The following is a 13,686-nucleotide window of genomic DNA, read 5'->3' as shown; positions in this document are numbered from 1 at the left end:
GTATGCCCGCCCGTCCAAGCCGCCCATCAGTTAGGGGAAGTCATGTCCTTGGAGTTCACCCGGATCACCGCCGCGCCGGTGCCGTCGACTGCCCGCCAGTCCATGGTGCGGATGCGCGACGGCGTACGCCTGGCCACCGACGTCTACCTCCCCGAGGGCGACGAGCCGGTGCAGGCGGTCCTGGTTCGCCTGCCCTATGACAAGAACAGCAGCTTCGTCTTCATGGACACGGTCGCCGAGCGCTTCAACGCCCGCGGCTACGCGCTCGTCGTCCAGGACGTCCGCGGCAAGTTCCGCTCCGAGGGCGAGACTGCGGCGTGGAGCGGCGAGGTCAACGACGGCTACGACTCCATCGAGTGGATCGTCAACCAGGAGTGGTCTGACGGCGCCGTCGGCATGTTCGGCGACTCCTACTACGGGTTCGCCCAGTGGGCTGCGGTGGCCGGCCAGCACCCCGCGCTGCGCGCCATCGTCCCCCGGGTCACCTCCACCGGCTGGGCACCGCACGTGATGAACCCCGGCGATCCGGCGATCCGGCGCGTCCCGTGGATGGAGGGCGCCCTCTACCTCGCGTCGCACTGGGTGGACCGCGACACCTACGAGTACGAGCCCGACTACTCGATCCGCCCGCTGCGCGACGCCTTCGAGGCGGCCTTCGAGGCCATCGGCGCCCGCTCGTCCGCATTCGACCTGACCGTGCCACGCCCCGTCCCGGTGGACGCCTACGGCACGGTCCACCCCTACGACGCGCGCCCGGTGCCCGTACTGCAGTGCGTGGGCTGGTACGACAACATCGGGGCCGCCCAGATGTACGACTACACCCAGCTCGCCAAGCGCCCCGGCTGGGCCGCCGTCCAGTACCTGTCGGCGGGCAGCAGCGACCACAACGGTTACCCGCTCCACGACGCACCTCACACCGACGACAGCATGAGCGAGGAGTCACTGGACTCCTACCTCGGTCCCGCGCTCGATTTCTTCGACGTCTTCCTCAAGGGCGCCAAGCCGCTGGACACCCTGCCCAAGGTGCGTTGGCACCTCGGCCACGTCGGCTGGCAGACCTCCGACGTGTGGCCCCCCGAGGGCACGCGGACCGTCTCGCTCTCCCTGGCCGATGCCCAGGCCGCAACGAGCGCGGCCCCCGGTGGCAGCCTGAGTGAGCAGCCCGACGCGTCCGGTTCCAGCGTCGACTGGCGGTACAACCCCGAGGCACTGGTCCCCTCCACCCTGCCGATGACGTGGATTCAACTGCGCTTCCACCCCGACGAGCAGGCCGTCGCCGACCGCGACGACGTACTGCTGTTCACCGGCCCCGTGCGCACCGAACCGCTGGACCTGGCCGGCCCCGTCGAACTGACGCTGGACGCGGAGAGCACCGCGCCGACCTTCGACGTGCTCGCCAAGCTCCTCGACGTCGCCCCCGACGGCACCGCCCGCATGATCGTGCGCGGCGACGCGCAGGGCACCGGGCGCGGCGAACTGCGCATCGACCTCGGTCACACCGGCTATCGCGTCCGCCCCGGCCACCGGCTCGCCCTGATCGTCGCCGGCAGCGACTTCCCGCTCTACGTCCCCAACTCCGGCACCGACGAAAACCCCTGGCTGACCACGGCCCCCAAGCCCAGCACCCAGACCCTGCACACCGGCTCGCTCAACATCACCGTGCTCGGGTAGGCGCTCGGCCGGCCACAAGCACAATCCACATCGGACCGGGCCGAGTCGCAGGAGCTCTTCAGCCAGGCGCAGGCGCTTTACGCGTCCACGGGGGTGGGGTTGTCGGTGGCCTCGCAGGGTGGGGTCGGTGATCCACAGCGACCCGGTTTCGTCCCGGTCGCCAAGCGGGTTCGGGAGATCGTCGTGCTCCCAGGCCGGGGGCTCGGCATGCCCAAGAAGAAACCCAAGGCCCGCAAGACCTCCGCGCGCCCGCGATCCTCCGTTCGGGAGCGGGCCGCGGGTTGTGACCTGAGCCGTCTGCGTCCGCCGGGCGGGCTCTACCGGGACTGGTACGACGTCCCGCACGCCGACTGGGACGGCACGCTCCCCGACGACCCGCACCTGCCTGCGGAAGTCCCTGATCTGTGGTGCCGGTTGAGGACGCCGGGCCCGCAGTACGGCGGGTCGTTCCCGCAGGCCGCAGTCGCTCGACAGCGGCCGGTTGCCGATGATGCAGACCGACGGCCGGATCACGCTGATGGATCCACGGTCCTTCGGTCCCGGCGGCCTGGCCGCGGAGCGGTTCCGCGAGGGCATACACGAACTCCACGCCGCGGCCGAGGCCGTGCGGCGCGCGGCCGCGGACCTGTACGCGACGGTTCTCACGCTCGCCGCCCTGGTCGTCGTGCTCGCGTGCGCGGTCGTGGTCCTGCTCGTCCTGCTGATCACCGGCCGAAAAGGACGGTGAGACCGCCGAGCCGACCGGCGACCGCCCGTGCCCCGGTACGCCGGCGTGCGCGGTCCGGGACCTGGGCGGTGCCACCCGCTCGCGCGTCCGGCGGGCACAGCGCGCGAGGACACCGCCGCGGCCCGAACGCACCGGACCCGGTAGGCGAGCCGGGCTCTCCCACGCCGTCCACCGACTCCTCGCAGCCGCCGAACCCCTCACCGAGGAACCCGACCCACCCGGCCCGCATCGGTGAACACCCCGCCCACGCCCGGCCGGAACGCGCGATCCGGGCACGGGAACGCGGGAACGTGGAGCAGCCCCGCGACAAGGACGAGCCGAGGCCGACGCACGAGTGGTCCGCGTGGGCGTGACCGCCACACCGCAGGGGGAGTTCACGGGACCTGGGTCGTCGAGGTCGGGTTCGTGCAAGTGGTGTCCCTGCGGCGCGGTCGGGAGCCGAGGTCCCGTCGTTCACGCGGGGCGTGGTGTTCCGGGAGCGGGTCGAGGTGATCGGCGATCGGGTGTTCCCGGCGGCGTACCGGTTCGACCTCGACGGTCAGCCGGTCGAGGTCGACGCCGCCAAATCCCTGTGGGCGCTCGGGCACGGACTGATCCCGGCTCGCGGGGAACGCACCATGGCCGCACTCGTGTTGCTGTGCCTTCAGCAGCGGCCGATCCCGCTGCCCGGCGAGGACACCGCACCGGGAGACGTCGACCAAGTCCTCGATGCCGCGCGGCGCCTGGTCGCGGTCGGAGCGGTCGACCACGACAACGAACACGGCGGATCCTCGTCCCCCGCTACCACCTCCCGGCCGCGTTCAGGAAGTAGCCCGGGGCGTCGCTGGCCGCACTGCCCCGCGCATCGGGTTCCTCGGGCCGGCCGCGCAGCCCGAGGAACCCGATGAGGATCAGACCTCGGCGGAGGTCTTGTTCGTCTCGTACCAGTCGAGGAACCGGCCCACGGAGCCGCCGAAGTCATCGTTGACGACACCGTGCAACGGGCGCTGGTCGTGCCCCTGGGCCCACTCGCCGCCCGGGACGGCCTCGCCACAGCCGCAGCGGCAGGTGCCCGCCTCCGACGGGTGCCGGAAATACGCGACGGGGTTGCGGCTGTCGGTCGGTACCGGGTCGGGCCCGCCGACCAGGGCGTCGTGGACGCGGTGACCGGAGGACAACACGCCGCCGCGGAACGCGCGCCGCCCGTCGGGCGGCTGCGCCCACTGCTCGATCTCGACGACCATGCGCACGTTGCCGTCACCGACGACGGCAACGTACCTCTCCCGCTCGGCACGGGCGCTCAACCGCCACGGTCATGCGCACCCTCCCGGGCGTGTGGTGAAGGAATTTCGGTGGATCGTCGTGGTGCGCGAAGCGCGTGGAACCGGGGTGATCGGGTGCTCGGGTGCTCGGTGCGGGTGGTGCTTCGAGGGTCGCTGTCAGGTGAGGAGTCCGTAGAGTGCGCACAGGTAGAGCGAGGAGACGGCGACGGTCGCGGTGGTGACGATGAGGCCGTATTTGGTGAACTGCCAGAAGGTGATGGGTTGGCGGTTGCGTTCGGCGATGCCCAGGACGACGACGTTGGCGCTGGCGCCGATGGCGGTGGCGTTGCCGCCGAGGTCCGCTCCGAGGGCCAGTGCCCACCACAGGACGTGGGTGCCGGTGCCGCCCATGTCGTGGACGATGTCGGCGGTGATGGGGGCCATGGTGGCGACGTAGGGGATGTTGTCGACGACGCCGGACAGGACGGCGGAGGCGCCGAGCATCATCTGGGCGCCGCCTTGTTCGTCGTCGCCGATCACGTTCGACAGGGCGGTGGAGACGTGGTCGATGACGCCGGTGTCGATCAGGCCGCCGATCATCACGAACAGGCCGGCGAAGAAGGCGAGGGTGGGCCATTCGACCTCGCCCAGGACCTCGTTGGTCTCCACGGTCGAGACGGCGATGAGCACGCCGGCGCCGAGCAGGGCGACGATGCTGGGTTCGTAGTGCAGGATCGGGTGCAGGACGAATCCGGCGACGACCAAGGCGAGGACGACCAGGCCCTGGACGAGCAGGCGCGGGTCGCGGATGGCCTCGCGTTCGTTGAGGGCCATGATCTCGGCGGCGCGGTCCTCGTCGTAGACGAAGGTGCTGCGGAACATCACCCGACACAGGCCGATCAGCACCAGGACCAGGACTGCGGCGAGCGGGGCGAGGTGGACCAGGAAGTCGTTGAAGGTCAGGCCGGCGCGGCTGGCGATGATGATGTTGGGCGGGTCGCCGACCAGGGTCGCGGTGCCGCCGATGTTGGCGGCCATGACCTCGGCGATCAGGAACGGCGCCGCGGGCAGGGCCAGTCGTTCGCACATCAGCAGTGTCACCGGCGCCACCAGCAGCACCGTGGTGACGTTGTCGAGGAGCGCGGAGGCGAGTGCGGTGATGACGATGAGCATCACCATCACCCGGAACGGCTTCGCGCGTGCCTTCTTCGCGGACCAGATCGCCAGGTATTCGAACATGCCGGTCTTCTTCAGCACGCCGACGATCATCATCATGCCCAGCAGCAGGAAGATCACGTTCCAGTCGATCCCGCTGTCCTGGGAGTAGAACGCGGAGACGTCGTCGGTCGCGCCGATCGCCAGCATCAGGCCGGCGCCGCCCATGGCGGCGGCGACCCGGTGGATCTTCTCGCTGATGATCAGTGCGTAGGTGCCGACGAAGACGACGACCGCCGCCCAGCCGTGCCAGTCGTTCATGCCACCCCGAGCAATTGTTCGAGCAGATGGGACGCCGTGATCACACCGAGAAGACGGGGCCTTGCGGTGGCGGTGGTCGAACGCCCCCCGGGTCGTTCGACCACCGCCACCAGCGGGCTGCGCTCGCGCGCCATCAGCGCGGCGACCTCCAGCGCGGTGTCGTCCGGGTCGGCGACCGAGGGCACCGCCTTCTCCCGGGGCAGGCACTCGCGGACCGTGCGGCCGGCCAGTGCCCGGCACAGTCGGTCCGCGTGCGGCTCGTCGATCACCGCCGCCAGCGCCGGATCGTCGATGACATAGCCCGGGACGAGCAGCCCCACCAGGCGGGAGGCGGGCAGGATGGCGTACGGCTCCCCGGCCGCGTCCAACACGAGCACCCCGGGCAGGCGTTGCTCGGCGAGCAGCCGCGCCGCGTCCAGGGCGTCGCTGTCCAAGGGGAGTACCGGGTACTCGGTCGCCAGGTCACGTGCGCGCATCACGAACTCCTTCGTTCTCGCCGACGGCGGATCCGGTCCCCGGTGTGTGCATGTGCGGCTTCCTGACGGCCACGGCGTGGACCGGAGCGGCGTCGTCGTCCGGGATGCCGACCAGGTCCTCGACGTCGAACGCGCGGGCGACGGGAACGTCCGTGCTGCTGTGCGCGACGATCGAGAAGGCTATGCACACCGCGATCACCGTGTATGCCCGCTCGCCGTGCGGGATGCCCGACTGGAGCACCAGCAGGCCGTACACCACCGACGCGAATCCCTTGGGCCCGAACCACGCCGCCGCCAGCCGCTCGCGCCGGTCGATGTCGGTGCCCACCAGCGACACCAGCAGCGACGCCGGACGGATCACCACGATCGCCAAGACCACCGCGACGTAGCCGCCCACCGGCAGGTCCCCGAACAGGCTCGGCGTCAGCAGCGCCCCGAACACCAGCAGCGCGGCGAACTTCGCCAACTCCGACAGCGCCTCCCCGAGCGGCTCGAACACCGCCTTGGACTCCGGCGAGATCGACGCCGGCACGGCGCCGGCGGAGAACGCCGCGAGGTAGGGGTTGGCGTGGGTGAGGTGGCAGGTCGCGTACAGGATCACCCCGGTCGCCAACGCCAACAGCGGCTGCAGTTTGGGTTCGGCGCCCAGCAGCCTGAACTTGGTGAGCAGGTGGATCGGCAGCGGCAGCACGACGCCCAGGGCTAGTCCGGCGACCAGTTCGGCGCCGATCTTCGCCGGGGACGCCTCGGCGGAGTGCGCGGTCGGTCCGGCGGCGGCGATCAGCAGCAGGACGACCGGCAGCGCGAGGCCGTCGTTGACGCCGCTCTCGACGTTGAGCAACTCCCGCAACCGGGCCGGGACCTCCTTGCGTCCGACGATCGCCGACGCGAACACCGGGTCCGTCGGCGCGAGCACGGCCCCGACCAGGAACGACGTCGTCCAGTCCAGCCCGACCAGGTAGTGCGTGGCCAACGCCATGCCGACGAACGCCAACGGCATGCCCAGGCCGAGCGCGCGGGCGGGATTGCGCCAGGTGGTGCGCAGTTTGGGGAAGGAGACGTGCATGCCGTCGGTGAACAACACCGCGAACAACGCCAGATCGGCGGTGACCGACACGATCCCGCTGTCCGGGGTGATGTGGATCAGCCCCAGGAAGCCGTCGCCGACCAACGCGCCGCCGCACAGAAAGAGCAAGGACGTGGACAACACCGACCGCGCCGCCAACCCCGACAACAACACCGCCACCAACAGCGCGACACCGAACACGGCGATGAGCACCACGACAAGCCCCCGATCGACGAAGAGAGTTCTCCCGACGCCGACCAGGCTTCCCGGCACACCGAGGAGGAACTTACACGTTCTTGACGCGGCCACGACAGGGAGACAGGGATACAGCCAGGGCCGTCTTCGCTGCCGGAACCCGGCAGTCTGCCTCCCGAATCAGCGACATGACGGTCGGTACGACGAACGCGTGCCCGCCCTCGCCGGAGCCCGGCGACCAGCACGTCGCCCGGCACCCGCGAGAGGAGACGTTCCCCCACCGGCCGGGGCACCGGCACGCCCGGAACCTCCCGGCCCGGCGTCCCCGCCCGCGGTCCGGGTCGCCACGACGCCCGGACAGGGTATTCACCGGACGGGCGCTCCGGCGCCGCACCGCCTCGACGGGGTCGATGTCGTGGCGGCGGCCGTGGCGGTGGTAGTAGGGGGAGCGTTCGTCGTCGGTGGGTGCGCGGCGACGAACCGGTCCATCGCGTCGGCGGCGAGCAGGTCCATGCGCGCGGTCACCGCGTAGTGCGCGGACGTGGTGCGTCGCAGGATGTACGTACACCGGTTCCCCCTTTTTCCGGGGCAGCCGCCCGGCCGCCCCCGCGGCCCCGATCGGGCTCGCGCCCACCTGGGTCGTCACGGCTCGCGAACAAACCGCCCGCAACACGGCGATGATCGCGTCGATCATTTCGCTGCCGCCCGTGGGTGGTGAGCGAGTCGATCGGCGGTGAGCCACCCACCGGGGCGACGACGTGGAGCCCGCCGACCCGGCCCGGACAACCCCGACGCCCCGGACACCGTGAGAGCCGTCGAGCGAGCACGACGACTTCACGGGGCTCGGATGCCGTCGTCCCTCCGGGTGGGGTGGGGTGTGGGTCAGGTGGTCCACGTGAAGGCGAAGCGGTTGCCGTCGGTGCGTCGGTGGGTGAGGCCGTGGGGGAGTTGGCTCTTGTCGGGGTCGATGTCCACGGTGCCGGTGGCGCTGTCGTGGGTGAAGTAGGCGGATCCGGTGGCGACGTCCTGGGAGGTGGACGCGCGGCGGACGATGAGGTGGGTGGCCTCGGTGTCACGGGTGTCCAGGGCCGCGCAGGGCGCGCCGGAGGTGAGTTCGCGGTGGTCGCCGCCGACCTTGAAGGACAGGACGTGAACGTCGTGGGGGTCGGGGGCGACGGTGAACGAGGCGCAGATCTGGCCGGGTTCCAGGGGGCCGCAGCCCCGGTCGGGTTCGCGGATCACGGCCAGGGCGAGGTATCCGCTCGCGGAGGCGGTGGACACCTGCCTGCCCGCGGTGGCGTCCAGGAGTGCGGGGATGTGTTCGTAGCCGTCCCTGCCGGCGGCCAGGAGGGTTCCTTCCGGCGTGAGAGCCCAGGTGGCGCCGGTATTGGAGGCCAGTCGGGTGATCTTCGTGCCCCCGGCCGCCGCGGTCAGGATCGCCCGCACCCCGTCGTCTCGGCCGGTGGCGATCAGTGTGCCGTCGTCGAGGGCGGCGAGGGCGAAGTCCCCGCCGGAGCACGCGTCGGCGACCCTCCTGCCGGCGGTGAGTGCGGCGATCTGTGCCAGGATCGGGGGCAGGTCCCACGAGATCAGCAGGGTTTTCTCGTCGGTCACCGCGAGGCTCTCGTTGACGCCGGCCGCCACGGACGTGACGCGCTTGCCTTGGGCTGCGGCCCGGATGCCGGAGATCTGCTGCGAACCGTCGTTCCCGGCACCCAGGATCGCGCCGGCCCGGGTGAGGGCGAGAAAGAACCCGGCGCCGCCGGAGACGGCGGCGATCCTCTCGCCGCCGATGGCTTCCAGGACCCGGTCCGCGCCCGCTCCGGCGGCCAGGAGCGTGCCGTCGTCGGTCAGGGCGACGCTGGTCTTGCCGTCCACGGCCACGGCCGTGACGTGATGCCCCTTCGCGGCCTCGATCAGCCCCGACACCTGGTGGTCGGTGTCCTTCCCCGCACCCAGGACCGTGCCCTGGGCGGTCACCGCCAGGGCGAACGAACTCCCCGCGGCCACGGCCGTGATCACCTTGCCCTCCGCCGCCTCCAGGAGTCCCGACACCTGCTGGAAACGGTCGTCCCCGACCGCGACCAGCGAACCCGACGTGGCGACCGCGACCGCATCATTTCCCAGCGACATGAACCCAGCACCTTTCACACCCGCAACGCCGTGACGGACCGTCATGCCAATCACGCTCACGGTATCCACACGGGAGTGGGAATCGCGGGATTCGGTCGAGAACTGTCCGAAAACGCCCACACGACGGCGGCGGCGCATCTGCGTGCCTCGACCGGGAGCGGTCCCGGTACGCGCGCGACGCTCGGCCGGATCGTCTCGTTGGCCCGCCGCCGACCGCCGGAACGGATCGGTTGCCCCGGTCGGGGTTTCGCGGGCGGTGGGCGGCACGCGACGCGGCGTCTCGTGACGTGAGGATCCGTACCGGGCCCAGGCCGGCCGAGCAGGGCGCGCCGACCGTGTTCGAGGCGCTGCGGGCGACGCCCGCCGGGAGCGGCTACGCGAGATTCCGGTTGCCGGCGGTGGCGAAGGGCGGGCCCGCGCGCCGGACGTGCGTGCCCGGTGAGGTGTCGGCGGACGTGGACGACCACCGGCGGTGGGATCGGGCGGAGATTCAGGGACCGGCTGATCGGTGCGGACGGCGGAACGGAGATCCTGGACGGCATTCTGGCGGCGGTCCGCAAGCGGGGACTGGTCACCGGCGCCGGTCGAGCGCGTCGTGGATTTCCGCACCCACCGCGCGGCGCCTGCCGCCGACGAAGCCCAGCGTCAATCGTTCGGGGTTGAATCAGGCGTTCACCGGCCCGCCCGGGCGTGGTGATGAAAGCATCGCGGAACGTACTCGCTCGAAGCGGGCAGGAGAGTTCCGTGCACTCCAAGAGTCCATATGAGGCTGCCCACGATGCGACCTCAGGCGCCGAAGTCGTCCACGACGACTACGAGATCGACACCCGCGCCTGGACAAGACCCACGGACGAGGAGGTGATCGCGGCTCTGGACGAGTGCAGTGCGCCGGTGAGCACCAGCGTGGTGGCCTACAAGGTCCAGGCCATGAGGAAGCGATCCTCTCCCGAGGCGTACGCGCACGTCACAAGCGTGAACCTCAAGCGCCGACTCGACGACCTGGCCACGAGAGGCCGCATCGTGTCGGCCACCGGGGAGCAACTGCGGCGGATGGGCGTGCGACCCCCGCCGGACTGCGCCCCGGTGTTCTGGCACCTGCCCTGGAAATCGGCGCTGCGCAGATTCGGCGACAGCCTCATGCTCGCGAAGGACGGGCTCCGGCAACTGGAGGTCCGAGCCCTGTGCGCCCTACGAGAGCGCCACCGCGACGAGTTCGAAGCGATCCTCGACGCCCTCCTCGACGAAACCCTCCCGGTCACACCTCGGGAGTAGCCGGCCCAGTCCGGGTGTCACCTCACAGCGCGCCATTGCGAAGGCGATCGCCGGTACGTCCACACGGGGTGGCGGCCCGCGCCGTCGAGGAGACCCCCCTGTTCATGGACGGTCGGGAGGCCGCGCGCGGGGGCGACGGCGTCCGGGGACACGCGTGGAGACGGCCACCGCCTGGTGGCACTCGGCCGGACGGCCCGAAGTGGGACGTGCTCGACCTCACCGGCGGCTGAATCAGGCACCACACCCGCGCGCGTCGTAGTGGGACGTGCTCGACCTCACCGGCGGCTGAATCAGGCACCACACCCGCGCGCGTCGTACCGACGACGCCGCCGGCTTCCCGATCCCTGGAGGTGCCGTCCGCTTCCGTCCCTCGGCACGTCGCTCGCGGCAACGCACGGCGCAGCTGTGAGAGGAGGTACAGCGGCATCATCCGTGGTGATTCCGGCGAATGCCGCGTGCCTGCACTGGTCGGGAAACACGCCGGTGCCCCGCCTGCTCGTGGACGAGTCGGCGGGGAGAACGGCGCTCGGCCGCGTCTGCTCGACGTTGCCCGGGTCCGCGACGGGGTTGACCGGTGCAGTTCCGACGGCGAGGCCGGCGCTGCTGCGCGGAAGGGGTCAGGTGTTGGGTTCGGGGTCGTCCAGCGCGAGCGCGGTGGCGGCGCCGGAGCCGAACGGCAGCCAGTAGAACGTGCAGTACGCGTCGCCCTTGGGGTCCCAGCGACGGGTGGAGCCGACTTGGAAGGTTTGGTCCTTGTTGATCCGGGCGACGACGGTGGCCGATCCCCTGTGCTCCCAGGCCGCGTACGCCAATGTCGTGCCGGCCTGGTCGAGGACCCGGACGGTGCCGTTCGTGCCGGTGTCGCCGACGTCGACGACGCCGACGACCAGTCCCGCGGTTTGGGCTTTGAAGGATCTTCCGTGGAAGCCGTTACCGGTGGGCACCTGGAAGCGGGGCCACAGCGTGCTCATGGCGCCGGACAGAGCGACGGCGCCCTGGACGGTGAGTGTGCCGCCAATCGTCGCGCTGGCGAAGTCGCCCTTCTCGGTGGCGCTGATCGTGGCTCCGCGCACCTGCCCGGTTGCCGTCACCGTGGCGCCCTTGACCTCGCCGGTGGCGGTCACCACGGCGCCGTTCACCGCTGTCGTGCCGGTGACCGTGGCGCCCTTGACCTCGCCGGTGGCGGTCACCACGGCGCCGTTCACCGCTGTCGTACCGGTGACCGTGGCGCCCTTGACCTCCCCCGTGGCGGTCACGGTCGTGGCGGCGGCCATGCCGGCCACCGAGAGGACCGAGCCGGGGACCAGCTCGCCGCCGACGGCAAGCGTCGTGTGGGCCTTCGTCGGGCCTTGAGCGTGAAGGGTGTCGGAGACCGTGAGGGCGTCCAGGGTGGGATTGCTGACGCAGACGGTGACGTGGTCCCAGCGGACGACATGGCCCGATGTCGGGGTGGGGGTGCTGGTCTTGAGGGCGAAGGCGGTGTCGCGTGTGAGGCCGGCGTCGATCGGCCAGCGGCTGCCGCCGGCGATCGCTTCGAGTTCGGCCTGGGAGGCGCCGACGCGTTTGCCGTCGGCGTACAGCTCGTGGTTGTCGCCGCGTTGGTGGTGCCATTCCAGGACGACGGGGGCGCCGGCGGCGATCTTCGTCGCCGGGGGCCGGCCGGTTCCCTCGAGGGCGACCAGGGCGCGGCCGATGCCGGGGTGGGGGTCGGATCCGCTGCGGAAGGGGAACTTCGCGACGTCGAGCTTCATGGTGTTGGGGACTTCGGGAAGGGGGCCTTCGGTGTCGGTGGCCCATTCCTCGATGTCGATCCGGGCGATGCCGCTCTTGGTGCTGACCTTGATGCCGGCGAGGTGGATGTAGAGGCCGTCGACGCTGATGTCGCGGCCCGAGCGCGGGATCACCTCGAAACGCGCCACGGACGGCTCGGCGTCGTCGCCTGTCGGGGCGAACACGGCGGTCTCGGCGGTGGGGATCGCGAGCAGGACGTCGGACTGGATGTCGACGACGGTCCATTCCGTCTCGGGGCTGACGTAGGCGTCGATGCCCTCGCCGGTGACGGCGATGTCACGCGCGCGGGAGCCGACGGGCAGCACGATGGCGATCCTGGAGCACCGCACAGGCGTGTTCCCGCTGTTGGAGACGACGATGTCGATGTCGGCGAAAGCGTGTTCGTCCTCGGTGCCGGGGACGATGTTCGGCGGACTGGCGGTCAACGGGTTGGGAGTCGTCGTCAGGGCGTAGCTCAGCTTGCAGTCCTGGGCGGTGCGCACGGCGGTGGTCATCGGCGGGTTCCTTCGGTCTCGTCGGCGGGGTCGGGACGGAGCTGCAGACGCCCGGTGCGCAGCGTCGGGGTGGGGCGGGGGTGTTGGGCTCGGTCGTCTGCGGCGTCGGTGGGGGTGGTGGTCCAGGTGTCGCCGTCGCGTTGGGCCCAGGTCCAGGTGCCGTGGCGGTCGGAGGGTCGGGGCAGGGTGAGCGCGGGGGCCTCGCCGGTNCGGGCTTCTTCGGGGGCCGGGGNGGTGGGGAGGGGGCCGAGGCGGAAGGAGACCGGGAGGGTGGCGAGGGGTGGTTCGACGAGTCGGGTGGGGAGTTTGATCTCGGCGGTGGGCAGGATGTCGGTGGTGGCGTGGATGGTGCCGCGGGGGTCGGCGAGGAGGGTGAGGAACGCCGCTTCGCGGTCGTCCGGGTCGGAGCCGGGGGGTCTGGCGGGCAGGGTCAGGCCGACACCGGTGCCGATGGGGTTGAGGTAGGCGCGGCCCTGGTCGGGGAGTTCGCCGTGGTCGAGGACGGTGTGCAGGAGGGTGTAGTCGGTGGCGCCGTGTGTGCCGCGGAAGTAGCCGACGAGGCCGTCGGCAAGTTCGTTGCGCTCGCCGAGCCGGATCGGCCAGCGGTAGTGGGGGTAGGGCGGTGATTCGGCCTCGCGCAGGTTCTGCCAGGAGGGGTCGGTGAGGGGTGGCCCGTCGAGGTCGAGTTGCAGCCTGACGCGGATCAGGGCGATGGGGCGTCCCAGGAGCACGCTGGGGGTGGCCGGCGGTGGGGTGCCTCCGGTGGGCGCGGTCGTGGACAGGGTCCGGTCGACGACCGTCAGCAGTGCGCGCATCGCGGCGGGGCCTCGTGCGCGCAGTGCGGTGAGGAAGTCGTACAGGTGCTTGAACTCGTCGCGCAGGTCTTCCTGGTCGGGGTACCGGGAGTAGGGCAGCGCGTGCCAGGTGACCCGCGGGGTGCCGTCCGGGGGCACGGTGGTGCGGAGTTCGCCCAGGGGGGCCCCGTCGGGTGCGTAGCAGTGCAGGGCCTGGTCGAGGTGGGCGGGGACGAGCCAGGCCCCGACGGCAGTGGCGTCCGGGTCGGGGGTGCGGGTGAGGGGGATGTGGTCGTCGAGGGCGTCGAGGAGGGTGAAGCGGGCGCGTGCGGGTTGGAGCAGGCGTGGGG

The 13,686-nt window shown here is 71.3% G+C and carries 10 protein-coding genes; 3 read left to right on the top strand and 7 right to left on the bottom strand.

Annotated features, from left to right (window positions below; genetic code table 11):
• Positions 1-42: 42 nt before the first annotated feature.
• Both A3IC_RS0124415 and A3IC_RS0124410 read left to right on the top strand, forming a co-directional pair.
• Positions 43-1,671 (top strand): CocE/NonD family hydrolase, encoded by a 1,629-nt coding sequence (locus A3IC_RS0124415; protein ID WP_020552682.1) that lies wholly within the window; start codon positions 43-45, stop codon positions 1,669-1,671.
• Between the two features lie 487 nt (positions 1,672-2,158).
• Positions 2,159-2,398, top strand: a complete 240-nt coding sequence (locus tag A3IC_RS0124410) for a hypothetical protein (protein WP_020552681.1) — start codon at positions 2,159-2,161, stop codon at positions 2,396-2,398.
• A gap of 374 nt (positions 2,399-2,772) precedes the next feature.
• On the opposite strand, the gene A3IC_RS0124405 is transcribed toward A3IC_RS0124410, so the two are convergent.
• The 6 genes from A3IC_RS0124405 to A3IC_RS0124375 all read right to left on the bottom strand — a co-directional run bounded on the left by A3IC_RS0124405 (position 2,773) and on the right by A3IC_RS0124375 (position 8,985).
• Complete coding sequence (locus tag A3IC_RS0124405; protein ID WP_026218676.1) at positions 2,773-3,159, bottom strand: hypothetical protein; 387 nt, start codon at positions 3,157-3,159, stop codon at positions 2,773-2,775.
• A gap of 129 nt (positions 3,160-3,288) precedes the next feature.
• Positions 3,289-3,681 carry a hypothetical protein gene (locus A3IC_RS62610; RefSeq protein WP_158696084.1) on the bottom strand — a complete coding sequence of 131 codons (393 nt, stop codon included), beginning with the start codon at positions 3,679-3,681 and terminating at the stop codon, positions 3,289-3,291.
• 135 nt (positions 3,682-3,816) lie between these two features.
• Positions 3,817-5,115, bottom strand: a complete 1,299-nt coding sequence (locus A3IC_RS0124395) for an ArsB/NhaD family transporter (protein WP_020552678.1) — start codon at positions 5,113-5,115, stop codon at positions 3,817-3,819.
• Positions 5,112-5,591 carry a CBS domain-containing protein gene (locus A3IC_RS0124390; RefSeq protein WP_020552677.1) on the bottom strand — a complete coding sequence of 160 codons (480 nt, stop codon included), beginning with the start codon at positions 5,589-5,591 and terminating at the stop codon, positions 5,112-5,114. Before A3IC_RS0124390 ends, A3IC_RS0124395 begins: the two co-directional genes overlap by 4 nt.
• Positions 5,578-6,873: a cation:proton antiporter gene (locus tag A3IC_RS56345; protein WP_020552676.1), complete on the bottom strand. Its 1,296-nt coding sequence runs from the start codon at positions 6,871-6,873 to the stop codon at positions 5,578-5,580. Before A3IC_RS56345 ends, A3IC_RS0124390 begins: the two co-directional genes overlap by 14 nt.
• Before the next feature lie 861 nt (positions 6,874-7,734).
• Positions 7,735-8,985 (bottom strand): hypothetical protein, encoded by a 1,251-nt coding sequence (locus tag A3IC_RS0124375; protein WP_026218675.1) that lies wholly within the window; start codon positions 8,983-8,985, stop codon positions 7,735-7,737.
• A 744-nt stretch (positions 8,986-9,729) separates the two neighbouring features.
• Between A3IC_RS0124375 and A3IC_RS0124370 the strand changes: the two genes are divergently transcribed.
• A complete protein-coding gene (locus A3IC_RS0124370; RefSeq protein WP_020552675.1) occupies positions 9,730-10,257 on the top strand; it encodes a hypothetical protein in 528 nt (175 codons plus the stop codon).
• Between the two features lie 617 nt (positions 10,258-10,874).
• On the opposite strand, the gene A3IC_RS56340 is transcribed toward A3IC_RS0124370, so the two are convergent.
• Positions 10,875-12,542, bottom strand: coding sequence for a hypothetical protein (locus A3IC_RS56340; protein WP_020552673.1), 1,668 nt, complete (start codon positions 12,540-12,542; stop codon positions 10,875-10,877).
• Between the last annotated feature and the right edge of the window lie 1,144 nt (positions 12,543-13,686).

Origin of the sequence: Embleya scabrispora DSM 41855, from assembly GCF_000372745.1 — a bacterium.
Lineage (GTDB): Bacteria > Actinomycetota > Actinomycetes > Streptomycetales > Streptomycetaceae > Embleya > Embleya scabrispora.
Note: the sequence above shows the minus strand (reverse complement) of the source record. Positions and strands in the feature narration are given on the sequence as shown.